Below are 23,638 nucleotides of genomic sequence, written 5' to 3'. Positions count from 1 at the left end.
CCTGCATCCAATCGGTCCTCTGGCGGGTAGTACAGGTAGTAGCCCTTGCTGCTGAACTGTTCCCTCATCTGGAGAGACCCCATGAACGCTAAACGATTCTTCGGTATTGTCGGCACCACGCTCACTGCAACCTGCTGGTTGACCGCCGCACCTACGGCCTTCGCACAAGCTCAACTGCCTGACAGCATCAAGGTCCCGGAGGGTCATAAGATCGCCCTGGAGACCGTCGGCGTTGGCGAAATCACCTACGAATGTCGTGACAAACCCAATTCAGCCGGGCAGACCGAGTGGTTTTTCGTCGGGCCCAAGGCGGTGCTCAATGATCGCAGCGGCAAGCCGGTTGGCAGCTACTTCGGACCGCCCGCCACCTGGCAGGCCAAAGATGGCTCGACCGTCACCGGGACCCAACTGGCAGTAGCGCCGGCGGGCAGTGGCGACCTGCCTTATCAGTTGGTCAAGGCCAACCCTGCGCAAGGTCAGGGCGCGATGAGCGGGGTCAGCTACATCCAGCGCCTGGCCGTCAAAGGGGGCGTTGCGCCCGGCAGTGAGTGCACCGTTGCCAATCGCGGGGCACGTGAAGTAGTGAAGTATCAGGCGGACTATATCTTCTGGGCTGCCCGCTAAGCCCTCGGTCTGCAGCAGCTTGCTGGCGTGCAAAGTGGTCTACGCTGCTGCGTGGAACCCCAGCCTCAGGGCTGGGGGCATTTATCCCTTGTTGGTGGCTGATGTCCTTGTCCCTTCCCGAGCACGGTTATGACTATGAAGCCTGCCTGGCGGCGTGCGCCCGTGGCGAGCAACAGGCATTGCGGGCGTTGTATGAGCAGGAAAGCGCCCGACTGCTGGGTGTCGCCCAGCGCATTGCCGGTGACAAGGCACTGGCCGAAGACATTGTGCACGATGCCTTTATCAGGATTTGGACCGCTGCTGCCAGCTTTGATCCGGCACGGGGTTCGGCGCGCGGCTGGATCTTCAGCGTGACGCGCCATATGGCCTTGAACTTCGTGCGGGGGCAGGCCCGCGAAGTGCCCTACAGTGAGCCAGAAACGGTGGCTGCGGAGCACGTCGACACCTTCGACTATCAAGCCCGCTCCGGGCGCATTTATGGCTGCCTGGAGCAACTCGACCCGGCGCGTCGCAACTGCCTGTTGCACGCGTATGTGGACGGCTATTCGCATTCACAGATTGCGCAAAAAATGAACACGCCCCTGGGGACCGTCAAAGCCTGGATCAAACGCAGCCTGGCGGCATTGCGCGAGTGCATGGGATGAACACACGCCCTGAAGAGGACAGCCCGGACGCCATCGACGAACTGGCCAGTGAGTATGTGCTGGGCACCTTGCCCGCCGAGCAACGCCTCGAGGTCCAGCGCCGTCTTGCGCGCGATCCAGGGCTGCGGGCCGCAGTGGATAGCTGGGAGCAGCGCTTGCTGGCCTTGACCGAGCTTGCCGAACCGCAAACGCCGACACTCAGGCTGTGGGAGCGAATCGAGCGCAGCCTGGGCAGTCTCGAGCGACGCACGCCCGGCGCACGCTCCAAGCCCGTCACTTCATGGTGGAATCTTCTGCCGTTGTGGCGCGGGCTCGCAGGCGCGGGGTTGGTGGCAAGCCTGCTACTCGGCATCATGCTGTTGACGCGAACGGTGGCGGTGAGTCCGACCACCTATCTGGTGGTGCTGGTAGCGCCGCAGAATCAGGCGCCCGGCTGGGTGATCCAGGCGAGCAATCCGCGAGAAATCCAGTTGATACCCTTGGGGGTGGCGCAGGTGCCGAGCGACAAGGCGCTGGAATTCTGGACCAAGGCCGATGGCTGGCAGGGTCCGGTGTCGCTGGGGTTGGTCAAACCTGATCAAACACTGTCGGTGCCACTGGACAAATTGCCGCCACTGCAGCCCAACCAACTGTTCGAGCTGACCCTGGAAAACCCTGGCGGCTCGCAGACAGGTAAACCGACCGGGCCGGTGCAGTTCATCGGTCGCGCGGTCAAAGTGCTCTGACGCCACGACGACTTCTGCAGGCGATGCGCGCCTGCAGAAGTCGGTGGCGACTGTGGTCTGTCAGTTCAGACTCAGAAGTGCACCTTCACCAGGAAGCTGGTCACGCTCTGGTCGGTCTTGAACGCCTGGGTGTCTTCGATACCGTACTTGTCTTTCCAGTAGTCGTACTCGACACCCACATACAGTTGCTTCTCGCCCAGGTTCAGCGCCTTGCCCAAGTCGTACTTGATCTGTGGGTTGAAGTGCAGGTTGGCGTGGTAGGTGCCTTTGCTGTTGACGTCGTTGTCGACCACCCAGTCCATGTAGCCGTCGATCAGCACGTCGGAGCTGCCCACAGGAATGGTGTAGGACCAGACCGGAGTGATCTGCCAGACATCATCACCCGGGCGGCTGCCTTCGGTGTGACGGTTGTAGAAGTTCAGCTGGAAGTAGTCGAAGCCCGGGATCGCCAGGTCGAAACCTGGACCGATCAGGTAGGACTCGGTGTCGTCTTCGCCGAACTCGTAGGTCATGGCCAGCAACACGTCCTTGATTGGCCCGAACTCGAATTTCTGGTCGAAGATCTTGCCGAACGACAGGCGCGGCTGGAATTCGCCGTAGTGGGTGTTTTTGCCAGCGAAGGCATCTTCTTTACCGTTGTAGAAGATCTTGTCGATGAAGAAGAAGTTGTCGCCGTACTTCCAGCCATCGGCGTGCTCGAAGGTCACGGTCTGCTGGATCCGCGGGTTGACTTGAAAGTCTTTGCCGTAGAGGTAGGTCAGGCTGTTGGACTGCCACTGCAGCAGATCGCCGGCCATGGCCTGGCCGCCTGCCAACAAGGATCCCGCGAGCATCAGGCTAGTGCACGTACGTTTCATTCGGTTGCTCCCAAAGTAAGTGGTTCCACGTTTTTTAGGTCGGCGCTCTGGTGTGGCGCCTTTTCTCGGTATTGCAAAAAAAACATCCGTTCGGTCAGCTTTGGTGCTGTTAGCAAAGGTCGCGCCAAGGCTTTCGCAAAGCACAAAAACTCCCGCTCGGCTGTGCAGGCACAGTCGATCGAGAGTGGGGTGTGGGTGCCTTGATACCGTCCAGGGCCGGGATAAGTTGGCTTTCTGGTCAGGAATTAAATCCGGGCTTTTTTTTAAAGCGGATTCAGGCGGCCGCGGAGAATACTGACTCCTTGGCCAGGTCTCAAGTGCCCCGCAACAGCGCACCGACGACAGGATTGGGGCGTGGTTGCGGGTCATTTCAGAAATGCACCTTCACCAGCAGGCTGGTGGTGTTTTCGTTGGTGTCGAAGTTGGAGGTGTTCTCGATGCCGTATTTGTCTTTCCAGTAGCTGTATTCGACGCCGACATAGACCTGCTTTTCGCGCCAGCCCAGGGACTTGCCCAGGTCGTACTTGATCTGCGGGTTGAAGTGCAGGTTGGCGTGGTAGGTGCCGTGGCGGTTTTCGTCGTTGTCCACCACCCAGTCGATGTAGCCATCGATCAGCAGGCTCGAGTTGGCTACGGGCACGGTGTAGGACCAGGCCGGGGTGATCTGCCAGACGTTGTCGCCGGCACGGGAGCCTTCGGTGTGGCGGTTGTAGAAGTTCAGGGTGAAGAAGTTGAAGCCGGGAACCGCGAGGTCAAAACCGGGGCCGATCAGGTAGGCCTCGGTGTCGTCTTCGCCATTCTCGTAGGTCATCGCCAGGAGTACGTCCTTGATCGGGCCGAATTCGAAACGGCGGTCGAAGATCTTGCCGAAGGACAGGCGCGGGCTGAACTCGCCGTAGTAGGCGTGGACCCCTTTGTTGCGGTCTTTGTCGCCGTTGTAGTAGGTGCTGTCGACGAACAGGAAGTTGTCGCCGTACTTCCAGCGGTCGGCGTGTTCGAAGGTGATCGTCTGCTGGATACGTGGGTTGACCACGAAGTCCTTGCCGTACAGGTAGCTCAGGCTGTTGGTCTGCCACAGCAGCAGATCGCCGGCCATGGCCTGACTCGCGGCCAACAGGCCTCCTGCCAACAGTAAGCTGGTTTGCGTCCGAATCATGTGTTGCTCCCTATTTGTTTTTATTTTTTAAGGTGCCGAACACACCGCCCTCTGTAGGAGCGAGCCTGCTCGCGATGGACTCGCGGTGTTCTTGCGCTAATCGCGAGCAGGCTCGCTCCTACAGGGGCTTGGTGTCTGTGTTAGTGCGTATGGGCCTGACAATCATTGACCGCCGCGCGTTCGCTGCCGCCGAGAATGTTGAACAACAGGTTCAAGGTCAGCGCGCTGACGGTGGCCAGGGCGATGCCGCTGTGGGTGATCGGGCTCATCCACAGGGGCAGGTGGGCGAAGAAGTCCGGGCGCATGACGGGGATCAGGCCCATGCCGATGCTCACCGCCACCAGCAGTTGATTGCGGCGGTCGCCGATGTCGGCTTCCTGGAGGATCTTGATGCCGGTTGCCGCCACCATGCCGAACATCGCGATCGCCGCGCCGCCGAGCACCGCCGGTGGAATCGAGGCAATCAGGAACGCCGCCTTGGGCAACAGGCTGAGGAGGATCAGCAGGCCACCGGCGACGATGGTCACCGAGCGGCAGCGCACGCCTGTCATCTGCACCAGGCCGATGTTCTGGGCGAACGAAGAATGAGTGAAGGTGTTGAGGAAACCGGCGAAGAACGACGCACCGGCGTCACACAACAAGCCACGGCGCAGCCTGCGCGGGCAGACTTCCTGACCGGTGATCTTGCCCAGGGCGATGAACATCCCGGTGGACTCGACGAAAATGATCACCACCACCAGGCACATCGAAAGAATCGGCGCCAACTCGAACTTGGGCATGCCGAAGTGCAGCGGCGTGACGAATTGCAGCCAGGGCGCGTTGTCCATGCCGCTCAGGTCGACCATGCCGATCACGCCGCAGAGCAGGTAGCCCAGGGTCATGCCGATCAGCACCGAAATGTTCACCCAGAAGCCGCGCATGAAGCGGTGGACCAGCAGGATGCAGGCCAGCACCAGGGCGGAAATGGTCAGGTAGATGGGTGAACCGAACTCGGCGCTGGTACCGCCACCGCCGGCCCAATTCACCGCAACGGGAAACAGCGACAATCCGATCGAGGTGATGACCGTGCCGGTCACCAGCGGCGGGAAGAAGCGCACGACCTTGGACATGAACGGCGCGATCAACATGCCGAAGAAGCCGGCGGCGATGGTCGCGCCGAAAATCCCCTGCAGGCCGATGCCGGGCATGCCCGCCATGGCGACCATGCTGCCGACGGCCGCGAAACTGGCGCCCATCATCACCGGCATGCGAATGCCCATGGGGCCGATGCCCAGCGATTGGACGATGGTGGCGATACCTGCGACCAACAGGTCGGCGTTGATCAGGAAGGCGATTTCTTCACGACTCAGGCCAGCGGCCTGTCCGATGATCAGCGGCACCGCAATGGCACCGCCGTACATCAGCAGCACGTGTTGCAGACCCACGAGGATCAGTTGCAACAGGGGCAGTCGCTGAATGGCAGGTGCGTCGGGGATGCGCGCTTTGGATGACACGGACATGCAACACCTCGGATCTTTTTTATTCTTGTGATTTTGTGCATCAGGAGACCGCGTTGCGGCCAATCGCTGGCAAGCCAGCTCCTACAGGTCGTGTGAACCCTGTAGGAGCTGGCTTGCCAGCGAAGCTTTTCAACGATTAATTGGTCGGGGCTCCCTGCACAATCCAGGCGCCGATCAGGTCACGTTCCTGCTGGGTCATCTGGGTGATGTTGCCCAGTGGCATGATCTGCGTGGTAACGGCCTGGGCCTGGATCCGCGGGGCGTTCTGGCGGATCTGCTCGGGGGTGTCGAACATCACGCCGGCCGGGGCTGCGCTGAACAGCGGGCTGGTGGGCTTGGCCGAGTGGCAGACCGCGCAGCGTTCCTGGATCACCGAGTGCACCTTGTCGAAACCCGGACCGGCGTTGGACGCCTGGGCCGGTGCTGCGGCAGGGGCTTCAGCTGGCGTCGCGGCAGCCGGTTTGGCACCGCCACCGACTGCAGTTTCCGGCAGCGGCTGGTACTCGATTTTCGCAGGGGCCTTGGCCACTTCCGGGCTGTTCATCGGTGCAGGACCGGTGACGTAGGCCAGGCTGATCATGCCAACGGCGGCGACCGGCAGGGTCCAGGCGAACTTGTGGCTGTCATGACGGGTGTTGAAATAGTGACGCACCAACACCGCCAGCACCGCGATCCCGGCCAGGATCAACCAGTTGTACTGGCTGCCGTAGGTGCTCGGGAAGTGGTTGCTGATCATGATGAACAGCACGGGCAAGGTGAAGTAGTTGTTGTGACGCGAACGCAGCAGGCCTTTGGCCGGCAGCGCCGGATCCGGCGTGCGGTTCTCGGCAATCGCCGCCACCAGCGCCCGCTGTGCCGGCATGATGATGCGGAACACGTTACCGACCATGATGGTGCCGATGATCGCGCCGACGTGCAGGTACGTACCACGACCGCTGAACACCTTACTGAAGCCGTAGGCGGCGCCAATGATCAGCACGAACAGGATGAAACCCAACAGGGCAGGGCGTTTGCCCAGAGCCGAGTCGCACAGGAAGGAGTAGATGAACCAGCCGGCGAACAGCGAGCCGATACCCAGCAGCACACCTTCAGGGCCGCTCAGGCTGCTGCCCGGTGCCAGGAGGTAAAGCGTCGGGTTGGAATAGAACACCACGCACAGCAGCGCGATACCCGACATCCAGGTGAAATAGGCTTCCCATTTGAACCAGTGCAGGTTGTCCGGCATGGTCGGTGGAGCCAGTTTGTATTTCTCCAGGTGGTAGATCCCGCCACCGTGAATCGCCCAGAGATCGCCGGCCAGGCCACTCTTCGGGTTGACCCGATTGAGGTTGTTTTCCAGCCAGACAAAATAGAAGGACGCGCCAATCCAGGCGACGCCAGTGATCATGTGAACCCAGCGCACGCTCAGGTTCAGCCATTCGTACAGATGTGCTTCCACAGTCTTTACCTCTCGCCTGTCACTCTGTTATCGAGTGTTCAGACCTTCTCTTATTGGTGGGGGGCAAGGATCAGACGCTCATCCTCTTTGAAAAAATGCTCATCGCAGTTATTGCCTGTGCCACTGCGATCAACCACCAGGAAGTCATCCCGCTTTTCGATCGTCAGCACCGGGTGGTGCCAGACGCCGCGATGGTAATTAATGCCCTGCCTGCCGTTGGTGACGAAGGCGCGGACCAAGCCTGATACAGGTGCATCGCCAACTGGCGCGACCACGATCAGAAAGGGGTTGCCGAGCAGCGGAATGAAAGCCTGGCTGCCCAGCGGATGGCGCTCCAGCATGCTCACGGTCAGCGGCATGTCCTGCGCGTCGGCGCGGAAGATGCTGATGATCGCGTTGTCCTCTGGCGTGGCGGTTTCGACCGTGGCCAGTTTGTGGAAGCGCATGGTCGAACCGTTGTTGATCATGAAGTGATCGCTGCCGTCGGTTTCGATCACGTCACCGAAAGGGGCGAAGGCTTCTTTGGTCAGCGGTTCAATCGTCAGTGTGCGCATGCTGTTCTTCTTATCCGAATTCTGTGTTGTTGGTTCTGTTGCTATCGCTTGTAGGAGCTGGCTTGCCAGCGAAGGGGCCCTTGAAGGCGCCCTTGAAGGCGCCTTCGCCGGCAAGCCGGCTCCTACAGGCTCAGCATTACTTCGCGACCTTGCCCAGTACGCGCAGGCGGCTTACACCACCGTCCGGGAACACGTTCAGGCGGATGTGGGTGATCGGGCCCAATGCCTTGATCTGCTCGGCGAAGGTGTGTTCGGCGTGCATTTCCAGCTTCTGGCTCGGCAGCAGTTCGCGCCAGAACAGCGACTGGGTTTCGATCTGGCTGTCGGTACCGCCCTTGACGAACGCGCCCTGGATCGAGCAGCTGTCCGGGTAGTTGCCTTTGAAGTGCAGGGTGTCGACGACGATTTTTTCGATCTCGCCCGGGTGACCCAGGGCGACGATTACCCAGTCGTTACCTGGCGTACGACGACGGGCGGTTTCCCAGCCATCGCCCATGTTGATGCCACGGCCCGGGTTGAGGATGTTGCTCATGCGCCCGAAGTGTTCGTCGGAGCAGGCCAGGGCGCGGCCACCGTTGAGGGCTGCAGCCAGGTCCACCTGCTCGTTGTCGCCAACGGCCGACCAGTCGCGGAACGGAATGCCGTACACGCGCAGACGGGCCACGCCGCCATCCGGGTAGATGTTGAAGCGCAGGTGGCTGAACGCCTGGTCGTTGCTGATCTCGTGGTAGTGGTGGCTGTTGCCTTGCAGCTCGACGGCGGACAGCACTTCAGTCCACTGGGTGTTGGCATCCGGCTCGCCCGACGCCAGGAAGCAGGCTTCCAGGGACGCCGATGGCGGGAAGTTGCCGGTGAAGAATGAAGTGTCGATGTCCACGCCCTTGATCGAACCTGGTACGCCCAGGCGGATCACGGCGCTGTCGTAGCCTTCGAAGCGTTTGCGACGCGACTCCCAGCCGTCCATCCACTTGCCGTTGTCATCGAACACGCCCTCCTTCCATACGGCCGGGGTCGGCTGGAACAGGCGGTTGGCGTCAGCGAACCAGTCATCGGTGACCGAGATGATCTTGGTGCCCAGGCGGGCATCGGCCAGGTTGACGAACTTCTCGAAAGGTACGGCGTAAGCTTTCATTCTTCTTGTCTGCCTTTAAATAAGTGGCTTGGGATGCTTGCGAGGCCCGGGCCGGATTCGGCGTTCTTGAATCCCTGGGGGCCAGGCTTGCTATAGGGTCAGTAAACGGAACAGGGCGATCTTGTTGATCTCCGCCAGCGCGCACTTGAACTCGGTGTCGACCGGGTTGTGGATGCGCGTTTCGAACGCTGCGAGGATCTGATGCCGGTTGCTGCCTTTTACCGCCATGATGAAGGGAAACTTGAACTTGGCTTTGTAGGCATCGTTCAGCTCGGTGAAGCGCTGGAACTCTTCGGCCGTGCATTGGTGAATACCGGCGCCGGCTTGTTCATTCGTGCTGGCTTCGGTCAACTGGCCCTGGACGGCGGCTTTGCCGGCCAGGTCCGGGTGAGCGTTGATCAGGGCCAGTTGACTGGCGTGATCGGCGCTCAACAGGATGTCGCTCATGCGCTGGTGCAGGGTCTCGATCTGGTCGATCGAGGCGTCCTGGCCCAGGTCAAAGGCCTTTTCGGCGACCCATGGCGAATGTTCGTAGATATCGGCGAAAGCGGCGACAAAGGCGTCACGGCTCAGCGTCGAAGGTTTCAGGGTTTGGAAGGTGGTCATTTCGACGGCCCTTGGTACGGGTGGGTTTGTTGCCAGTGGCGAGCGATGTCGACGCGGCGGCTGAACCACACCTGTTGGTGGCTTTTAGCGTATTCGATAAAGCGCTTGAGCGAAGCAAGACGCGCCGGACGGCCGATCAGCCGGCAGTGCAGGCCGATCGAGAGCATTTTCGGCGCTTCGGCGCCTTCGGCGTAAAGCACGTCGAACGCGTCCTTGAGGTATTCGAAGAAATCGTCGCCCTTGTTGAAACCCTGGACCTGGGTGAAGCGCATGTCGTTGGTGTCCAGGGTGTAGGGGATCACCAGGTGCGGCTTGCCGGTCGGGTTATTCGGTTCCCAGTAGGGCAGGTCGTCGTCGTAGGTGTCGCTGTCGTAGAGGAAACCGCCTTCTTCCATCACCAGACGCCGGGTGTTCGGGCCGGTGCGGCCGGTGTACCAGCCCAGTGGGCGCTCGCCGGTGATTTCGGTGAGGATGCGGATGGCTTCGAGCATGTGCTCGCGCTCTTGTGCTTCATCCATGTACTGGTAGTCGATCCAGCGGTAGCCGTGGCTGCAGATTTCGTGGCCGGCTTCAACCATGGCGCGAATCACATCCGGGTGGCGCTGGGCGGCCATGGCCACGGCGAACACCGTCAGCGGAATGTCGAACTCCTTGAACAGCTTGAGGATCCGCCAGACGCCGGCACGGCTGCCATACTCGTACAGCGACTCCATGCTCATGTTGCGCTCGCCTTGCAGCGGTTGCGCCGAGACCATTTCCGAGAGGAAGGCTTCGGATTCCTTGTCGCCGTGCAGGATGTTGCGTTCGCCGCCTTCTTCGTAGTTGAGGACGAACGACAGGGCAATGCGGGCATTGCCCGGCCAGTGTGGGTGGGGAGGGTTACTGCCGTAACCGATCAGGTCGCGTGGGTAGTCGCTCACTGCAGTCTTCCTTCTTGTTCGGGTTTGCCGGGGCGCGATAAGGGTTGGTGTGGGGGCCTGGACCTGTGATGAAAGGCTGGCGTCACAACGATGGAGTGATTGTATACAACTTTATGCGCGATTTGTAAGCCCGATTTTTTGCATTTTTCACCATTTGTCATCTTCACGTGGTACTGCAAAAAACCTGCCTGATTGGTCAGCTATTTGATTTGGGGTCTCTATAGCCTATGACTTTGCTGGTTTTCGCAGCTAAACCGGACGCGCTGGAGATCGACTGAAAAAATGTAGAATTTATTGTGTACAATTTATGTTGAAAGTGTCTTAATCAATCGCTCGCCGCCACTTTTCATGCACCGAAAAGTGGCGGCCTCCTTTTCACCTGACTCCGGGAGGCGCGAAGTCTGGCTGCGACACACGCAGGCGGGCGCGCAGAATCAATGGGACGTTTGACTACACACGTTTTGGATGCCGCACACGGTTGCCCGGGCAGCTCGATCAAGATCGAGCTGTACCGCGTTGAAGGTTCGCAGCTGGAATTGGTCGCCAGCGCACTGACCAACAGCGATGGCCGTGTCGATACGCCGTTGTTGCAAGGCGATGACTACCGGTCAGGGGTTTATCAGCTGCAGTTTCACGCCGGCGACTACTACCGCGCTCGCGGTGTGCAACTGCCGGAGCCGGCGTTTCTCGACGTGGTGGTCCTGCGTTTCGGCATCTCTGCCGAGCAGGATCACTACCACGTGCCGCTGCTGATCTCGCCATACAGCTATTCGACCTACAGAGGAAGCTAGGACTCTCCCCCCACGAATCCTGCGCACATAGCTTCTTTGGTCATTCGCCCGCTCACACTGCGGGCTTTTTTTTGGCCTTGAGAAAGGTGTTGGCGGTTTGACGCTTCGTCGCGATGCGCGGTTGTAGGAGCCGGCTTGCCGGCGAAGGCGTCGGTTCTGGTTATGCAAGGCTTGAGATTGCTTTCGCTGGCAAGCCAGCTCCTACGAGGGGTTGGAACATGTGAGCGAGCACAAATCCTGTAGGAGCCGGCTTGCCGGCGAAGCTTTTGATTATCGGCTCAACAACGAAGCCGCCCCCGCCCCGCCAAACAACCCGGCACTGATCCGATTGAACCAGCTCTGGCCCTTGCCGCTACGCAGGTAGCGCGCCGCGCCGTGGGCGCCGAGGCCGTAGGCCAGCTTGCAACACAGGTCCAGCAGGGTCCAGGTGGCGATCATGATCAGCAGTTGCGGCAGGAACGGTTGCTCGGCGCTGAGGAACTGCGGCAGGAAAGCGGCGAAGAACAGGATGTCCTTCGGATTGCTCGCGCCCAGCACAAAGGCGCGCCCGAACAGTGCACGGAAGCGCGGCACCGGTGGCGCTTGTGGCACTTCGGTGGCGTGTGCCGGTTGCCGTGACTGCTGCCAGCTCTGCCAGGCGAGGTAGAACAGGTACAGGGCGCCGACGATCTTCAGTGCGCTGAACAGTTGCTCCGAAGCCAGCAGCAGGGCGCCGAGGCCCAGTGCCGAGGCGCTGAGCAGGCAGATCGAGGCGAACACGCCGCCGAGAAACGCCGGGTAGGAACGGCGCAAACCGAAGTTCAGGCTGTTGCTGATCATCAACAACGATAAAGGTCCCGGGATCAGGATTACCACCAGGGCGGCGCCGCTGAACAGCAGCCAGGTTTCCAGACTCATCACTTTCCTCCATATGTGCAAAAGCCCCACCCGACGGGGTGAGGCTGGGTCACGCTTGAAACCGTTACAAGAAAATGAACTTGGCGATAAAGATCGCGCACAGTACCCACAGGCTAACCGAAATTTCCTTGTACTTGCCGGTGCCGGCCTTCAGCGCCACGTAGGTGATGAAACCCAGGGCGATGCCGTCGGCAACCGAAAAGGTCAGGGGCATCATGATTGCGGTGACGATCGCCGGAATACTGTCGGTGGCATCGTCCCACTCGATGTGTTCCATGCCGCCCATCATCAGCATCGCCACGTAGATCAGCGCGCCGGCGGTAGCGTATGCCGGAATCATGCCAGCCAGCGGTGCAAAGAACATCGCCGCGACAAACAGTATGCCGACAGTCACGGCGGTCAGGCCGGTACGTCCACCGGCTGCAACACCCGCGGCACTTTCCACATAGCTGGTGACTGGGGGAACACCCACTACTGCGCCGAATACGCTGGAAGCACTGTCGGCTTTCATGGCGCGAGAGAGGTTTTCGATCTTGCCGTCCGCACCCACCAGGTTGGCCCGCTGGGCAACGCCCATGAGGGTACCGGCGGTGTCGAACATGTGCACAAAGAGGAACGCGAGGACCACGCTGATCATGCTGACGTTGAACACGCCGGCAACGTTCATGGCCATCCAGGTCGGGGCCAGGCTCGGCGGTGCCGACATGATCCCTTCGTAATGCACCAGGCCCAGGCCCCAGCCGGCGAGGGTCACGGTGATGATGCTGATGAGGATCGCGCCGAACACCCGGTGGTAGCTGAGGATGGCAATCATCAGGAAGCAGATGGCGGCGAGCAGAGGCCCAGGTTCGCGCAGGTTGCCGATCTTGATCAGGGTGGCCGGACTATCAACCACGATGCCCGCAGTTTTCAGGCCGATCAGGCCGAGGAACAGGCCGACACCGGCGCCCATGGCAAAACGCAGGCTCACCGGAATGCTGTTGAGCAACCATTCACGGATCCGCGAGAAGGTCAGGAACATGAACAACACGCCGGACACGAACACCGCACCCAGCGCGGTTTCCCAGTTGTAGCCCATGGTGCCGACCACGGTGTAGGTGAAGAAGGCGTTGAGGCCCATGCCTGGCGCCAGGCCGACGGGCCAGTTGGCGTACAGGCCCATCAACAGGCAGCCCAGGGCTGCGGCGATGCAGGTAGCGACGAAGGCGGCGCCGTGGTCAATCCCGGCGTCGGCCATGATGTTCGGGTTGACGAAGATGATGTACGCCATGGTGATGAAGGTGGTGAGACCTGCAATCAGCTCGGTTTTCACCGTGGTGCCATGCACGCTGAGTTTGAACAAGCGCTCCAGCAGGCCTGTGCGTAAGGGCGGCGAGAGATCCAGCGGCGATGCTTCGGATTTGCGGCTTTCCACAGCGAGTACTCCTCAACAGTTTTATTGTTATTTCCAGAGCCGGACACAGAGGTGGGCAGCGGCTCTTTGAGGCATTTGCGAATTTGTTGACTGATGGGTCAGGAACTCGCACGCAGCGAATTATGCTTTTGTATACAAATAAAGCAAATAATGTTTTTGATTTTGTCGACGAAAGTTTTGTGGAAAGGGCTATATCGCCCTTGCAGGAGCGAGCTTGCTTGCGAAAAACCTGAGAGCGCCGCGGCGAGTCAGGCAAACCTCGTCATCGTTTACGACCATCGCCAGCAAGCTGGCTCCTACAAGGTCGGCGCATCCACTACTCAGGAGCCGCCTGGCTTTTTCCCAGCGCCAGATTCACCGCCAACCAGCCATTCACCGCCGTCTCCCCAGCCTCGGCAAATACCCGTTCCAGCAATTTCACCTGCTCGCGGCGCAACGCCTGCTCGAAACGCGAGCCCTCGTCGGTCAGTTCCAGCAGGCGTTTACGCTTGTCGGTGGCGGACGCGACGCTGTTCACCAGATGCATTTCCTGTAACTGCCGCAGCGGCATGTTCAGTGCCTGCTTGCTCACACCCAGCAGCGCCAGCAACTCTTTCACGGCCAGGTTCGGATAGCGCGCGATGAAAAACACAATGCGCTGGTGCACCCGGCTCAAGCCTCGACGCTCGAGCATTTCATCGGCCTTGGCGGTGAAGGCCTGGTAGCCGAAGAAAAACGCTTCCATGGCCTGTTGTTGGGAATTCGGGTTTTTAAGGTCAAGCATGTTGACGTATTCCATCGGTTTGTCGTAATTTCGGTCAACCAGTTTGACTTAATTCCCTTGGCCTTTGCTACCGGTGGTCCCCATGGCATTTTCCGAACGTGTAACGCGCCTCAAAAGCTCCCTGATCCGTGAAATCCTTGCTGCCGCCCAGCGCCCGGAGGTGATGTCATTTGCTGGCGGTTTGCCGGCCGAGGCCATGCTGCCGAAAGTCGACTGGACGCAGATGCCGGTGTCGATGGGTCAGTACGGCATGAGCGAAGGCGAGCCGGCCTTGCGCGAAGCCTTGGCGGCCGAGGCGCGGGCCCTGGGTGTGCCTTGTGAGGCGAGCCAGGTGCTGGTGGTCAGCGGCTCCCAGCAAACCCTCGACCTGGCGGCCAAGCTGTACATCGACAAAGGCACCGAGATCATGCTCGAGGCGCCGACGTATCTCGCCGCCCTGCAAATTTTCCAGCTGTTCGGTGCTGAATGCCTGACCGTGCCGCTGCAAGCCGACGGTCCGGACCTGGCGGAGTTGCGCGCGCGCCTGAGCAAACACCGCCCGGCGTTCATCTACCTGATCCCTACTTTCCAGAACCCCTCGGCGGTGCGCTACAGCGAGGCCAAGCGCGATGCGGTGGCGGCGCTGCTCGACGAATTCGGCGTGACCTTGATCGAGGACGAGCCGTACCGCGAGCTGACGTTTGACGGTGGCAGTGCCACGCCGATTGTCAGTCGCTTGAAGAAGGCCAGTTGGATCTACACCGGCACCGTGTCGAAGACCCTGCTGCCGGGCCTGCGGGTCGGTTACCTGATCGCCAGTCCCGACCTGTTCCCGCACCTGCTGCGCCTCAAGCAGTCGGCGGACCTGCACACCAACCGGGTCGGCCAATGGCAGGCGATGCAGTGGATCGGCAGTGAACGTCTGCGTGATCACCTGGGTGAATTGCGCGATTTCTACCGGGGCCGTCGTGACAGCTTCCAGGCCGCATTGGAAAAACACTTTGCCGACCTGGCGGACTGGAACATGCCGCAAGGCGGGCTGTTCTTCTGGCTGACCCTCAAGCAGCCACTGGATACCCGGACCTTGCTCAAGGCGGCGTTGGACAACGACGTGGCGTTCATGCCGGGCGAACCGTTTTTCCCGGAACCGGATCGGCATCCGGGCCATCTGCGGTTGAATTTCAGCCACATCGACCCGGCGCGCCTGGATGAGGGGCTCAAGCGGTTGGCGGCGGTGGTGCGGGAGGCGCAGGCAGCCAAGGCTGCTTGAGGGGAGTGCAGTAGAACCTGTAGGAGCCAGCCTGCTGGCGATGAAGTTGATGCGGTGTTGCTGATGGCCTCATCGCGACGGTGCGACGATTCGACAGGCTCGCTCCTACAAAAACAGCTTTTTCAATCAAGCCGCCGCGAAGCGCTTATCCAGGTAATCAATGATTACCTTGGATTCATACATCCAGGTGGTCTGGCCGTTTTCTTCGATGCGCAGGCACGGCACCTTGATCTTGCCGCCTTGTTCCAGCAGGGTCTGGCGGTCCTGCTCGCTGTTCTTCGCATCACGCAGGGCCACCGGCACGTTCAGGCGGCGCAGGGTGCGGCGGGTTTTCACGCAGAACGGGCAGGCGTGAAACTGATACAGGGTCAGGTCCTTGGCAGCAGCTTCGACCTGGGCCTGGGCGGCGGCAGGGCGCTGTTTTTTCGCAGGGCGGGTGATGAAGTCGATGAAGATGATCAACTGGCCGAGGCCGACACGAAGCGCTTTGACGAACACGATACAAGCCTCACGGGGCAAATGGGAAAGGCGCGCAGCTTACCTGATTTTTTGCGGACGAAAAAAAACCGGCGATGAATGCCGGTTTTCTTCGTTGCCTGATTATTTGATCAGGCTGAGAAACTCGCTGCGCGTCGCCGCGTTTTCGCGGAACTCGCCGAGCATCACCGAGGTGATCATCGAGGAGTTCTGTTTCTCCACACCGCGCATCATCATGCACATGTGCTTGGCTTCGATCACCACCGCGACGCCCAAGGCGCCGGTCACTTGCTGCACGGCGTCGGCGATCTGGCGGCTGAGGTTTTCCTGGATCTGCAGGCGGCGGGCGTACATATCGACGATCCGCGCGACTTTCGACAGGCCCAGCACCTTGCCACTCGGGATGTAGGCGACGTGCGCCTTGCCGATGAAAGGCAGCAGGTGGTGTTCGCACAGCGAGTACAACTCGATGTCCTTGACCAGCACCATTTCGCTGTTGTCGGAGCTGAACAAGGCACCATTGGTGACTTCTTCAAGTGTTTGTTCATAGCCGCGGCAAAGGTACTGCATGGCTTTGGCGGCACGCTTTGGCGTGTCGAGCAGGCCTTCGCGGGAAACGTCCTCGCCAAGCTGACCAAGGATCGCCGTGTAATTCTGTTCCAGGGACATGAATCTACCTGTGGGATTTTACGCAAAGGGCAAGGGTACGGTGGCAAACACGGCGCTGCAAGCGCGATGCATCAGCTTTACTCGTCGCGACCTTCCATCATGGTGCGTTTGAGCATCACATACACTGCGCCGGCACCGCCGTGTTTCGCCTGGCAGGAAGTGAAGCCCAGCACTTGCGGATGCTGGCGCAGCCAGGTGTTGACGTGGCTTTTGATCATCGGCCGCTTGCCGTCCAGGCGCACGGCCTTGCCGTGGGTGACGCGCACGCAGCGGATTTCGAATTTTGTCGCTTCGGCGAGAAACGCCCAGAGGGTTTCCCGGGCCTTTTCCACGGTCATGCCGTGCAGGTCGAGGCTGCCTTCGAACGGGATCTGGCCGATCTTCAGCTTGCGCATCTGGCTTTCCTGCACACCGTCGCGAGCCCACATCAGCTCGTCTTCGGGGCCGACATCGATCACGAACTGGTCGGACAGGCCATCGACGGCGGTGACGTCGGTGCGCACGGTCGCCGCTTGCCGCAGCTTGGCAATCTGCGCCCGGTCAGTCTTGGGTTTGCCGGTGTCGGCGCGGTCGTGCTTGATCGGCTTGACGCCTTGGATCGAGCTTTTGAACAGGGAAAAATCGTCGTCTTGCATGTCAGCCTCCGCGAAGGGCGGCCAGTTTACCCAAGTCGAGGCGAATCGGGCGTGGCAAAACGCCTGATGCGCGATTCAGTCGTGTTTTTTCATCAGGTGTGGGGCCATGTTCAGCTCGCGAGGCTGGCGCATGCGGCGCCGGCAGCGACGCCAGAACGCAATGCCGAGATAGAGCAGCAGCAGGCCGACCACCAGGATGATTGCCGAACCTAGCGGGCTGGCGTTCAGGTCGCGCAGGGCGGGCGGGTGACCCAACAAACTGGCGGCCCCGGCCATGGCCGACAGCACGCCAAGGGTGGCGAGCAGAGCGGCGAAGGCAGCGCCAAAGCGATAACGCCAGTTGCGCGGCCCCTTGGGGCGCAAGCGGCGAGCGTCAAATCCATCGGATATTTTCATTCCGACCTTCCTCAATGATATCGGCCCTTCGACCGGGAGTTACCCGGCTTGTTCCTGAGGCTAAGTCAATTAGAAGAAATGAGAGGCTTTTGCGGATGAGCGGCGGTCGCCGCCGCTCAAAACAGGCGATCAGATCAGGTCTTGGGTCAAGGCCAGGGTGGCAAAGTTGTCAGCCATGATCGCCATTTCGGTCTGCTGGACCTGCTCGGCCGTCAGCACGCCGCCCTTGTATGGCAGGTCGCGGGTGGCGCAGGCGTCTTCCACCAGGGTGCAGCGAAAGCCCAGGTTCTTCGCGGCGCGCACGGTGGTGCTGACGCTGGAGTGGCTCATGAAACCGCAGACGATCAGGTCGAGCGGGCCACGATCCTGGAGAATCTTTTCCAGGCCGGTGCCGTGGAAGGCGCTTGGCAGGATCTTTTCAATGCGGATTTCATCGACTTCCGGCTCCAGGCCTGGAATGAACTCGCCGCGTTCGCCGTTGGGGTCGAACATGCCGCCCACTGTACCGCGATGGCTGACATGCACGATCGGCCGGCCGGCCTTGCGGGCGGCGGCCAGCAATTGCTTGATGTTGTCGACGGCAGCGTCCATGCCGGACAGGGCCAGCGGGCCGCTGAGGTATTCTTTCTGGGCGTCGATGATCACCAGCGTCGCCTGGGCCAGATTGGCTGGCGCATAACCACGACCGCTGAGTTGAAACATCGTCTTTGGAACGGACATTCGGGGGCTCCTTCGAGTGGGGCTTTTGCGCCATTGTCCTCTGGCTGAGCGTTTCTGTGAATCGCTACCATCGTAGGCACCGTCGTTGCTGGCCTGTAGCCTGTCCTGCGCTGAGCGAATGTTCAATCAAAAGCTGAAAAAACCGAGAATTCCTACATTTGCCCGAGGAAATTTTCTCGCATCGTCGGGGCCGGTTTAGGCTGGTAGAATCGTCGGTCGTTTTTTCAGGAGTCTACCCGTGATCACTTCCCGTCTGCGCACCTTGCGCGACCATATTCGTTGGGCCGTCAGTCGTTTTCATGGGGAGGATCTGTTTTTCGGCCATGGCACCGACAATGCCTGGGACGAAGCCCGGCAGTTGGTGCTGGGGGCTTTGCACCTGCCCTGGGAAATTGCCGACAGCTATCTGGACTGCGCGCTGGAAGATGACGAACTGGTGAATCTGCAGCGCTTGCTCAAGCGCCGCATCGAGGATCGCATCCCCACCGCGTACCTGCTGGGTGAAGCCTGGTTCTGTGGCATGTCGTTCATTGTCGACGAGCGCGTGTTGATCCCGCGTTCGCCGATTGGCGAGCTGATCGAAAACCGTTTTGCCCCTTGGCTGGATGGTGAGCCGGCACGGATTCTCGACCTGTGCACCGGTTCCGGTTGCATCGGCATCGCCTGCGCCTACGAGTTCCAGAACGCCGAAGTGGTGCTCGCCGATTTGTCCTTCGAAGCGTTGGAAGTGGCCAATCAGAACATCGAGCGCCATGGCGTCGACGAGCGTGTCTACACCGTCCAGGGCGACGGCTTCGATGGCTTGCCGGGCCAGCGTTTTGACTTGATCGTATCCAACCCGCCCTACGTCGATGCCGAAGACTTCGCCGACATGCCGGACGAGTACCAGCATGAGCCGGAGCTGGGCCTGGCCTGTGGCGACGATGGTCTGAACCTGGTGCGCCGGATGCTCGCGCAGGCAGCGGACCACTTGAATGACAAGGGCTTGCTGATTGTCGAGGTGGGTAACAGCCAGGTACACGTCGAGGCGCTGTACCCGGAAGTGGACTTTGCCTGGCTCGACTTCGAGCGCGGAGGCCACGGCGTGTTCATGCTCAGCGCCGAACAATGCCGCGCGCACCAGGCGCTGTTCGCGTCACGGGTCTGATGGCTTGAGTGCCTGCAGGAGCATCGCGCTCCTGCAAGGTGCTAGCGGTGGGTCGCGATCCAGATCAGCAACCCGGCCTGGAACATGGCGAAAGCCACCAGGCAGGTGATGGTGAAGCGCAGGCCGGTGTCCTCGCGCTTGTACTTGCTCACCGTCTCTTCCTGTTTCTGCAGTTTGACTTCCTGCTCGGCGAGGTTCTGTTCGGCCTGCTGGAGCATCTGCGCGGCCTCGAGAATGTCCACGAACTGCAGCTTCTCGCTGTTCCAGTCCCCCAGCAGATCGCCGATCTTGCCTTCCTTGACGCTGCCTTTCAGATGCTGGGCGTCGGCGTAGACCACGTCGAAACCCTGGACCCGCAGAAAGTGATCACGGCGCAGGCGCGTGTCTTCCACCAAGGCATCCTTGTTGCTCAGGTCGATGGCATCGAAGCTGTAGCTTGACCACTTTTTCTTCGCCCAGGTGATGCCTTGCGCCGCCAGGAAACGGCCGATGCCGCGGTTCATCGGCTCGACCTGCAAGCCGGTATCGGGGCGAAAGTGCACGCGCCGTTGCTCGTGGTCGACCCAGACGTCGAGGTGGTTCTGCTCCTTGCGCACCTTCTGCCCCGGCAATGCAATGCTCAGGCGCAGCAGGCTGTGCTGATGGTTGTTGCGCTCGGCGTAGCCAAACTCGACAAAGCGCAACGGCCGACTCCCGGTCGCACGATCGGTTTTCAGCGGCGCCAGGCGCAGCATGCGGTGATGCTCGGCCTGGACATCCGCCCACGGCAGGTCAACCGTTTCGGCTGGCGCGGTATCGGCAGCGGTGTCGGGGGCTTTTTGGGTTTCAGTCATAACGGCAAGGTCCTGTCCAAGCTCTGCGTGTCGACCGCCAAAGGGCTGTCGACACCGGCTTATCGGCCGCTTTTTCCAGGACTGGAGGGTAAAACCGGCTTAACTTGGGCGAATTCCGTCAATAAAGCCGAGGATCCGCGTGCCGAGCTCGGCAGCCAGCGGCAATTGCGGGTCCTTGTAGGAGGCCAACTGGCGCTTGAGGTCGTTGGGCACGATGCGCATCACGTGATTCATGCCTTCGATCACTGCCAGTTGCGCATCCGGTTTGGCCGCCTTGAGCATCTGCGCGTCGCCGACGCCGACCTGCACGTCACTGCTGCCCTGGACGATCAAGGCGGGCATTTTCAGGCGGGCGAAGGCGGCGGCCGGGTCCTGGCGGAACAGGCTGATCAGGTACGGCTGGACGCTGGGGCGGAAAATCACTTGTAACGGCGCCGGCACGTCGGTATCGACCCGGCCGGCCTTGAGGCTGTCCAGTAATTGATTGGCACGGGCCAGCAAGGGTGGCGGCAGGTGTTCAGCCAATTGCTGGCGCAGCACTTGATCCACCGGCCGCGCGCTGCCCGACAGGGAGATCACGCCGGCGGCGTCGACCTGCGGGGCGGCGAGGGTGGCGACCAGCGCGCCCTCGCTGTGCCCCAACAGAATCAGCGGCCCTAGGCGCGAATCGGTCTTGAGCTGCTTGCCCCAGGCAACCGCGTCGGCGACGTAGGCTTCCAGGCTCAGGTTGCGCTCATCCGGCGTGGCCGCCAGGCTCGCCGCCACGCCGCGCTTGTCGTACCGCACGCTGGCGATATTGTGTTTGGCCAGCAGCCAGGCCAGGCGCTTGAGGCTGTCGTTGTTGCCGCCGTCCGGATTGTTGCCGTTACGATCGGTGGGGCCGGACCCGGAAATAATCAGCACCACCGGCACCGGTTTCGCGGATTCGGGCAGCAGCAAGGTGCCAAACAGTTCACCGCTGCCGGTGTCCAGGCTCACCGGACGTTGCAGGACTGCGGCCTGGGCCACGTGGGGCAGCAGGCCGGCAATCAGGGCCAGACTCAAGGCAATCACTCGCAGCATCATCACGCCATCATCGATTAGGTGTCGGTTGGACTCGCAAGCCTCAATAAGGTTCGAGGGTGATCTACCGGTATAGCCTGCGTATACTGGCGCGCACTTAGTTCAGCGATTTCACGGAGCGCCCTGCATGTCCGGCAATACCTACGGCAAGCTGTTCACTGTCACCACCGCGGGCGAAAGCCATGGTCCGGCTTTGGTCGCCATTGTCGATGGCTGCCCGCCGGGCCTCGAATTGTCCCTGGACGACCTGCAGCGCGACCTCGACCGCCGCAAGCCGGGCACCAGCCGCCATACCACCCAGCGCCAGGAAGCCGACGAAGTCGAAATCCTCTCTGGCGTCTTCGAAGGCCGCACCACCGGCTGCGCGATTGGCCTGTTGATCCGCAACACCGACCAGAAGTCCAAGGACTACTCGGCGATCAAGGACCTGTTCCGCCCGGCCCATGCCGACTACACCTACCACCACAAATACGGCGAGCGCGACTACCGTGGCGGTGGCCGTAGCTCCGCCCGCGAAACCGCGATGCGCGTGGCGGCGGGGGCAATTGCGAAAAAATACCTGGCCACCCAGGGCATCGTCATCCGTGGCTTCATGAGCCAGTTGGGCCCGATCGAAATCCCGTTCAAGACGTGGGACTCGGTGGAGCAGAACGCCTTTTTCAGCCCTGATCCGGACAAAGTGCCAGAACTTGAGGCCTACATGGATCAACTGCGCCGTGATCAGGACTCAGTCGGCGCGAAGATCACCGTGGTCGCCGAAGGCGTCAAGCCGGGCCTCGGTGAGCCGATTTTCGACCGTCTTGATGCCGAACTGGCCCACGCGCTGATGAGCATCAACGCGGTCAAGGGTGTGGAAATCGGCGCCGGTTTTGCCAGCGTTGCCCAACGTGGCACCGAGCATCGCGATGAACTGACCCCTGAAGGTTTCCTCAGCAACAATGCCGGCGGCATCCTCGGGGGCATCTCCTCGGGCCAGCCGATCGTCGCGCACCTGGCGTTGAAACCGACCTCGAGCATCACCACCCCGGGCCGTTCGATCGATGTCGAGGGTAATCCGGTGGACGTCATCACCAAGGGCCGCCATGACCCGTGCGTCGGCATCCGCGCCACGCCGATCGCCGAAGCGATGATGGCCATCGTGTTGATGGATCACCTGCTGCGCCATCGCGGGCAGAATGCCGATGTGCGCGTCAGCACCCCGGTGCTGGGCCAGCTGTGAAGCCATGCGCTGAAGTCGCTGCGGTCTGATGGCCGTGGCGGTTCTCCCGTACTGGCGGCTCTCCAGCTTTTACCTGTGCTATTTCGCCTTGCTCGGTTCGACCGCGCCTTTTCTGGCGCTGTACTTCGATCACCTGGGTTTTTCCGCCGCGCGCATCGGTGAGCTGGTGGCCATCCCCATGCTGATGCGCTGCATCGCGCCGAATATCTGGGGTTGGTTGGGCGACTACACGGGGCGGCGCCTGGCCATCGTGCGCTTCGGCGCGGTGTGCACGCTGCTGACCTTCTCGCTGATCTTTGTCAGCAAGAGCTACGCCTGGCTGGCGCTGGTCATGGCCCTGCATGCGTTCTTCTGGCACGCGGTGCTGCCGCAGTTCGAAGTCATTACCCTGGCGCACCTGCAGGGGCAGGCCGCGCGCTACAGCCAGATCCGCCTGTGGGGCTCGATCGGCTTCATCATCACCGTAGTTGCCCTGGGCCGGTTGTTCGAGTGGCTGAGCCTGGACATCTATCCGGTGGCGCTGGTGGTGATCATGGCGGCGATCGTGATCAGCAGTCTGTGGGTGCCCAACGCCCAACCGCTGCAGGGCAACCGCCTGGCCGGCGAGGGTTTTCTCAAGCAGTTGCGCAGTCCTGGCGTGTTGGCGTTCTACCTCTGCGTGGCGCTGATGCAGATGAGCCACGGACCGTACTACACCTTTCTGACCCTGCACCTGGAACGCCTTGGCTACAGCCGTGGCGTGATCGGCATGCTCTGGGCTCTGGGCGTGGTCGCCGAGGTGCTGGTGTTCCTGGTCATGAGCCGGATTCTCACGCGCTTCTCGGTACGCCGGGTACTGATGGCCAGTTTCCTGCTGGCCGCCGTGCGCTGGGTGTTGCTGGGGACGTTCGCCGAGTTCCTCTGGGTGTTGCTGTTTGCGCAAATCCTCCACGCCGCGACCTTCGGCAGCTTTCACGCCGCCGCCATCCATTTCGTGCAACGCAGTTTCGGCGCGCGCCAGCAAGGCCAGGGCCAGGCCCTGTATGCGGCGCTGGCCGGCACCGGCGGTGCACTGGGTGCGTTGTACGCTGGCTACAGCTGGAACGCCCTGGGCCCGGCCTTCACCTTTAGTATTGCCAGCGTCGCGGCGCTGGCGGCAGCCGTTATCATTGCCACACGTATGCAGGAAGACCGGCCATGAGCCTGGCCTTTGAATCACCTGTCCTGAGCCT

At 61.1% G+C, this 23,638-nt stretch carries 26 protein-coding genes and 1 pseudogene; 8 read left to right on the top strand and 19 right to left on the bottom strand.

Annotation, left to right across the window (positions count from 1 at the left end):
• Positions 1-81 precede the first annotated feature (81 nt).
• The 3 genes from ACZYR5_RS01065 to ACZYR5_RS01055 all read left to right on the top strand — a co-directional run bounded on the left by ACZYR5_RS01065 (position 82) and on the right by ACZYR5_RS01055 (position 1,993).
• Positions 82-624, top strand: a complete 543-nt coding sequence (locus ACZYR5_RS01065; protein ID WP_489088281.1) for a DUF3455 domain-containing protein — start codon at positions 82-84, stop codon at positions 622-624.
• Positions 625-725: 101 nt separating this feature from the next.
• Positions 726-1,268, top strand: coding sequence for a sigma-70 family RNA polymerase sigma factor (locus ACZYR5_RS01060; protein WP_489088282.1), 543 nt, complete (start codon positions 726-728; stop codon positions 1,266-1,268).
• Positions 1,265-1,993, top strand: coding sequence for an anti-sigma factor (locus tag ACZYR5_RS01055; RefSeq protein ID WP_489088283.1), 729 nt, complete (start codon positions 1,265-1,267; stop codon positions 1,991-1,993). Before ACZYR5_RS01060 ends, ACZYR5_RS01055 begins: the two co-directional genes overlap by 4 nt.
• A gap of 71 nt (positions 1,994-2,064) precedes the next feature.
• Here the strand turns inward: ACZYR5_RS01055 and ACZYR5_RS01050 are convergent, their stop codons facing one another.
• The 8 genes from ACZYR5_RS01050 to puuE all read right to left on the bottom strand — a co-directional run bounded on the left by ACZYR5_RS01050 (position 2,065) and on the right by puuE (position 10,155).
• A complete protein-coding gene (locus tag ACZYR5_RS01050; protein ID WP_489088284.1) occupies positions 2,065-2,850 on the bottom strand; it encodes an outer membrane protein OmpK in 786 nt (261 codons plus the stop codon).
• A gap of 370 nt (positions 2,851-3,220) precedes the next feature.
• Positions 3,221-4,006 (bottom strand): outer membrane protein OmpK, encoded by a 786-nt coding sequence (locus ACZYR5_RS01045; RefSeq protein WP_489088285.1) that lies wholly within the window; start codon positions 4,004-4,006, stop codon positions 3,221-3,223.
• Positions 4,007-4,146: 140 nt separating this feature from the next.
• Entirely contained in the window at positions 4,147-5,505 is a 1,359-nt protein-coding gene (locus ACZYR5_RS01040) for a nucleobase:cation symporter-2 family protein (RefSeq protein ID WP_489088286.1), read from the bottom strand.
• Between the two features lie 136 nt (positions 5,506-5,641).
• Entirely contained in the window at positions 5,642-6,943 is a 1,302-nt protein-coding gene (locus tag ACZYR5_RS01035; protein ID WP_489088287.1) for a urate hydroxylase PuuD, read from the bottom strand.
• Between the two features lie 50 nt (positions 6,944-6,993).
• Positions 6,994-7,497: an ureidoglycolate lyase gene (locus tag ACZYR5_RS01030; RefSeq protein ID WP_489088481.1), complete on the bottom strand. Its 504-nt coding sequence runs from the start codon at positions 7,495-7,497 to the stop codon at positions 6,994-6,996.
• 136 nt (positions 7,498-7,633) lie between these two features.
• Positions 7,634-8,629, bottom strand: coding sequence for an allantoicase (gene alc / locus ACZYR5_RS01025; RefSeq protein ID WP_274075361.1), 996 nt, complete (start codon positions 8,627-8,629; stop codon positions 7,634-7,636).
• 90 nt (positions 8,630-8,719) lie between these two features.
• Positions 8,720-9,235, bottom strand: a complete 516-nt coding sequence (gene uraD / locus ACZYR5_RS01020) for a 2-oxo-4-hydroxy-4-carboxy-5-ureidoimidazoline decarboxylase (protein WP_489088288.1) — start codon at positions 9,233-9,235, stop codon at positions 8,720-8,722.
• Positions 9,232-10,155, bottom strand: coding sequence for an allantoinase PuuE (puuE, locus tag ACZYR5_RS01015; RefSeq protein ID WP_489088289.1), 924 nt, complete (start codon positions 10,153-10,155; stop codon positions 9,232-9,234). Before puuE ends, uraD begins: the two co-directional genes overlap by 4 nt.
• 437 nt (positions 10,156-10,592) lie before the next feature.
• Here puuE and uraH point away from each other — a divergent pair, with 437 nt between their 5' ends.
• Complete coding sequence (gene uraH / locus ACZYR5_RS01010; RefSeq protein ID WP_105753792.1) at positions 10,593-10,946, top strand: hydroxyisourate hydrolase; 354 nt, start codon at positions 10,593-10,595, stop codon at positions 10,944-10,946.
• A gap of 270 nt (positions 10,947-11,216) precedes the next feature.
• Here uraH and ACZYR5_RS01005 read toward each other — a convergent pair whose 3' ends face one another.
• The 4 genes and pseudogenes from ACZYR5_RS01005 to ACZYR5_RS00990 all read right to left on the bottom strand — a co-directional run bounded on the left by ACZYR5_RS01005 (position 11,217) and on the right by ACZYR5_RS00990 (position 14,020).
• Positions 11,217-11,843 carry a LysE family translocator gene (locus ACZYR5_RS01005; RefSeq protein WP_489088290.1) on the bottom strand — a complete coding sequence of 209 codons (627 nt, stop codon included), beginning with the start codon at positions 11,841-11,843 and terminating at the stop codon, positions 11,217-11,219.
• A 64-nt stretch (positions 11,844-11,907) separates the two neighbouring features.
• Positions 11,908-13,257, bottom strand: a complete 1,350-nt coding sequence (locus tag ACZYR5_RS01000) for an NCS2 family permease (RefSeq protein WP_489088291.1) — start codon at positions 13,255-13,257, stop codon at positions 11,908-11,910.
• A 204-nt stretch (positions 13,258-13,461) separates the two neighbouring features.
• Positions 13,462-13,536, bottom strand: a pseudogene (locus tag ACZYR5_RS00995) (outer membrane lipoprotein carrier protein LolA); the annotation flags it as partial.
• Positions 13,537-13,573: 37 nt separating this feature from the next.
• Positions 13,574-14,020 carry a MarR family winged helix-turn-helix transcriptional regulator gene (locus ACZYR5_RS00990; protein ID WP_489088292.1) on the bottom strand — a complete coding sequence of 149 codons (447 nt, stop codon included), beginning with the start codon at positions 14,018-14,020 and terminating at the stop codon, positions 13,574-13,576.
• A gap of 82 nt (positions 14,021-14,102) precedes the next feature.
• Between ACZYR5_RS00990 and ACZYR5_RS00985 the strand changes: the two genes are divergently transcribed.
• Positions 14,103-15,269, top strand: coding sequence for an aminotransferase-like domain-containing protein (locus ACZYR5_RS00985; protein WP_489088293.1), 1,167 nt, complete (start codon positions 14,103-14,105; stop codon positions 15,267-15,269).
• Between the two features lie 126 nt (positions 15,270-15,395).
• On the opposite strand, the gene ACZYR5_RS00980 is transcribed toward ACZYR5_RS00985, so the two are convergent.
• The 5 genes from ACZYR5_RS00980 to ACZYR5_RS00960 all read right to left on the bottom strand — a co-directional run bounded on the left by ACZYR5_RS00980 (position 15,396) and on the right by ACZYR5_RS00960 (position 18,166).
• Positions 15,396-15,767 (bottom strand): glutathione S-transferase N-terminal domain-containing protein, encoded by a 372-nt coding sequence (locus tag ACZYR5_RS00980; RefSeq protein ID WP_489088294.1) that lies wholly within the window; start codon positions 15,765-15,767, stop codon positions 15,396-15,398.
• Positions 15,768-15,869: 102 nt separating this feature from the next.
• Positions 15,870-16,415: a GTP cyclohydrolase I FolE gene (gene folE / locus ACZYR5_RS00975; protein WP_003204506.1), complete on the bottom strand. Its 546-nt coding sequence runs from the start codon at positions 16,413-16,415 to the stop codon at positions 15,870-15,872.
• Positions 16,416-16,492: 77 nt separating this feature from the next.
• Positions 16,493-17,050, bottom strand: a complete 558-nt coding sequence (locus ACZYR5_RS00970) for a Smr/MutS family protein (protein WP_489088295.1) — start codon at positions 17,048-17,050, stop codon at positions 16,493-16,495.
• 75 nt (positions 17,051-17,125) lie between these two features.
• A complete protein-coding gene (locus ACZYR5_RS00965) occupies positions 17,126-17,446 on the bottom strand; it encodes a hypothetical protein (RefSeq protein WP_027620047.1) in 321 nt (106 codons plus the stop codon).
• A gap of 129 nt (positions 17,447-17,575) precedes the next feature.
• Positions 17,576-18,166 (bottom strand): cysteine hydrolase family protein, encoded by a 591-nt coding sequence (locus ACZYR5_RS00960; RefSeq protein WP_489088296.1) that lies wholly within the window; start codon positions 18,164-18,166, stop codon positions 17,576-17,578.
• Positions 18,167-18,404: 238 nt separating this feature from the next.
• Between ACZYR5_RS00960 and prmB the strand changes: the two genes are divergently transcribed.
• Positions 18,405-19,313, top strand: a complete 909-nt coding sequence (gene prmB, locus ACZYR5_RS00955; protein ID WP_489088297.1) for a 50S ribosomal protein L3 N(5)-glutamine methyltransferase — start codon at positions 18,405-18,407, stop codon at positions 19,311-19,313.
• Positions 19,314-19,354: 41 nt separating this feature from the next.
• Here the strand turns inward: prmB and ACZYR5_RS00950 are convergent, their stop codons facing one another.
• Positions 19,355-20,146 carry a hypothetical protein gene (locus ACZYR5_RS00950; protein WP_489088298.1) on the bottom strand — a complete coding sequence of 264 codons (792 nt, stop codon included), beginning with the start codon at positions 20,144-20,146 and terminating at the stop codon, positions 19,355-19,357.
• A 99-nt stretch (positions 20,147-20,245) separates the two neighbouring features.
• A complete protein-coding gene (locus ACZYR5_RS00945) occupies positions 20,246-21,256 on the bottom strand; it encodes an alpha/beta hydrolase (RefSeq protein WP_489088482.1) in 1,011 nt (336 codons plus the stop codon).
• 79 nt (positions 21,257-21,335) lie between these two features.
• Here ACZYR5_RS00945 and aroC point away from each other — a divergent pair, with 79 nt between their 5' ends.
• Both aroC and ACZYR5_RS00935 read left to right on the top strand, forming a co-directional pair.
• On the top strand, positions 21,336-22,427 hold the full coding sequence (aroC, locus tag ACZYR5_RS00940; RefSeq protein WP_489088299.1) for a chorismate synthase: 1,092 nt from the start codon (positions 21,336-21,338) through the stop codon (positions 22,425-22,427).
• Between the two features lie 28 nt (positions 22,428-22,455).
• Positions 22,456-23,607 (top strand): MFS transporter, encoded by a 1,152-nt coding sequence (locus ACZYR5_RS00935; RefSeq protein WP_489088300.1) that lies wholly within the window; start codon positions 22,456-22,458, stop codon positions 23,605-23,607.
• The last annotated feature ends 31 nt before the right edge of the window (positions 23,608-23,638 follow it).

Source organism: Pseudomonas sp. F007, from assembly GCF_057814275.1.
This window is presented reverse-complemented; position numbering and strand designations above follow the sequence as displayed.

Excerpts from the sequence above, each read along its gene's own strand:
- ACZYR5_RS00935 (WP_489088300.1), top strand. The coding sequence starts at position 22,456 with ATGGCCGTGGCGGTTCTCCCGTACTGGCGGCTCTCCAGCTTTTACCTG.
- alc (WP_274075361.1), bottom strand. The coding sequence starts at position 8,629 with ATGAAAGCTTACGCCGTACCTTTCGAGAAGTTCGTCAACCTGGCCGAT.
- aroC (WP_489088299.1), top strand. The coding sequence starts at position 21,336 with ATGTCCGGCAATACCTACGGCAAGCTGTTCACTGTCACCACCGCGGGC.
- uraH (WP_105753792.1), top strand. The coding sequence starts at position 10,593 with ATGGGACGTTTGACTACACACGTTTTGGATGCCGCACACGGTTGCCCG.
- ACZYR5_RS00990 (WP_489088292.1), bottom strand. The coding sequence starts at position 14,020 with ATGCTTGACCTTAAAAACCCGAATTCCCAACAACAGGCCATGGAAGCG.
- folE (WP_003204506.1), bottom strand. The coding sequence starts at position 16,415 with ATGTCCCTGGAACAGAATTACACGGCGATCCTTGGTCAGCTTGGCGAG.
- ACZYR5_RS00970 (WP_489088295.1), bottom strand. The coding sequence starts at position 17,050 with ATGCAAGACGACGATTTTTCCCTGTTCAAAAGCTCGATCCAAGGCGTC.
- ACZYR5_RS01030 (WP_489088481.1), bottom strand. The coding sequence starts at position 7,497 with ATGCGCACACTGACGATTGAACCGCTGACCAAAGAAGCCTTCGCCCCT.
- ACZYR5_RS01005 (WP_489088290.1), bottom strand. The coding sequence starts at position 11,843 with ATGAGTCTGGAAACCTGGCTGCTGTTCAGCGGCGCCGCCCTGGTGGTA.
- ACZYR5_RS00950 (WP_489088298.1), bottom strand. The coding sequence starts at position 20,146 with ATGACTGAAACCCAAAAAGCCCCCGACACCGCTGCCGATACCGCGCCA.
- ACZYR5_RS01060 (WP_489088282.1), top strand. The coding sequence starts at position 726 with ATGTCCTTGTCCCTTCCCGAGCACGGTTATGACTATGAAGCCTGCCTG.
- ACZYR5_RS00965 (WP_027620047.1), bottom strand. The coding sequence starts at position 17,446 with ATGAAAATATCCGATGGATTTGACGCTCGCCGCTTGCGCCCCAAGGGG.
- ACZYR5_RS01055 (WP_489088283.1), top strand. The coding sequence starts at position 1,265 with ATGAACACACGCCCTGAAGAGGACAGCCCGGACGCCATCGACGAACTG.
- ACZYR5_RS01040 (WP_489088286.1), bottom strand. The coding sequence starts at position 5,505 with ATGTCCGTGTCATCCAAAGCGCGCATCCCCGACGCACCTGCCATTCAG.
- ACZYR5_RS01045 (WP_489088285.1), bottom strand. The coding sequence starts at position 4,006 with ATGATTCGGACGCAAACCAGCTTACTGTTGGCAGGAGGCCTGTTGGCC.
- uraD (WP_489088288.1), bottom strand. The coding sequence starts at position 9,235 with ATGACCACCTTCCAAACCCTGAAACCTTCGACGCTGAGCCGTGACGCC.
- ACZYR5_RS00960 (WP_489088296.1), bottom strand. The coding sequence starts at position 18,166 with ATGTCCGTTCCAAAGACGATGTTTCAACTCAGCGGTCGTGGTTATGCG.
- ACZYR5_RS01050 (WP_489088284.1), bottom strand. The coding sequence starts at position 2,850 with ATGAAACGTACGTGCACTAGCCTGATGCTCGCGGGATCCTTGTTGGCA.
- ACZYR5_RS01065 (WP_489088281.1), top strand. The coding sequence starts at position 82 with ATGAACGCTAAACGATTCTTCGGTATTGTCGGCACCACGCTCACTGCA.
- ACZYR5_RS00985 (WP_489088293.1), top strand. The coding sequence starts at position 14,103 with ATGGCATTTTCCGAACGTGTAACGCGCCTCAAAAGCTCCCTGATCCGT.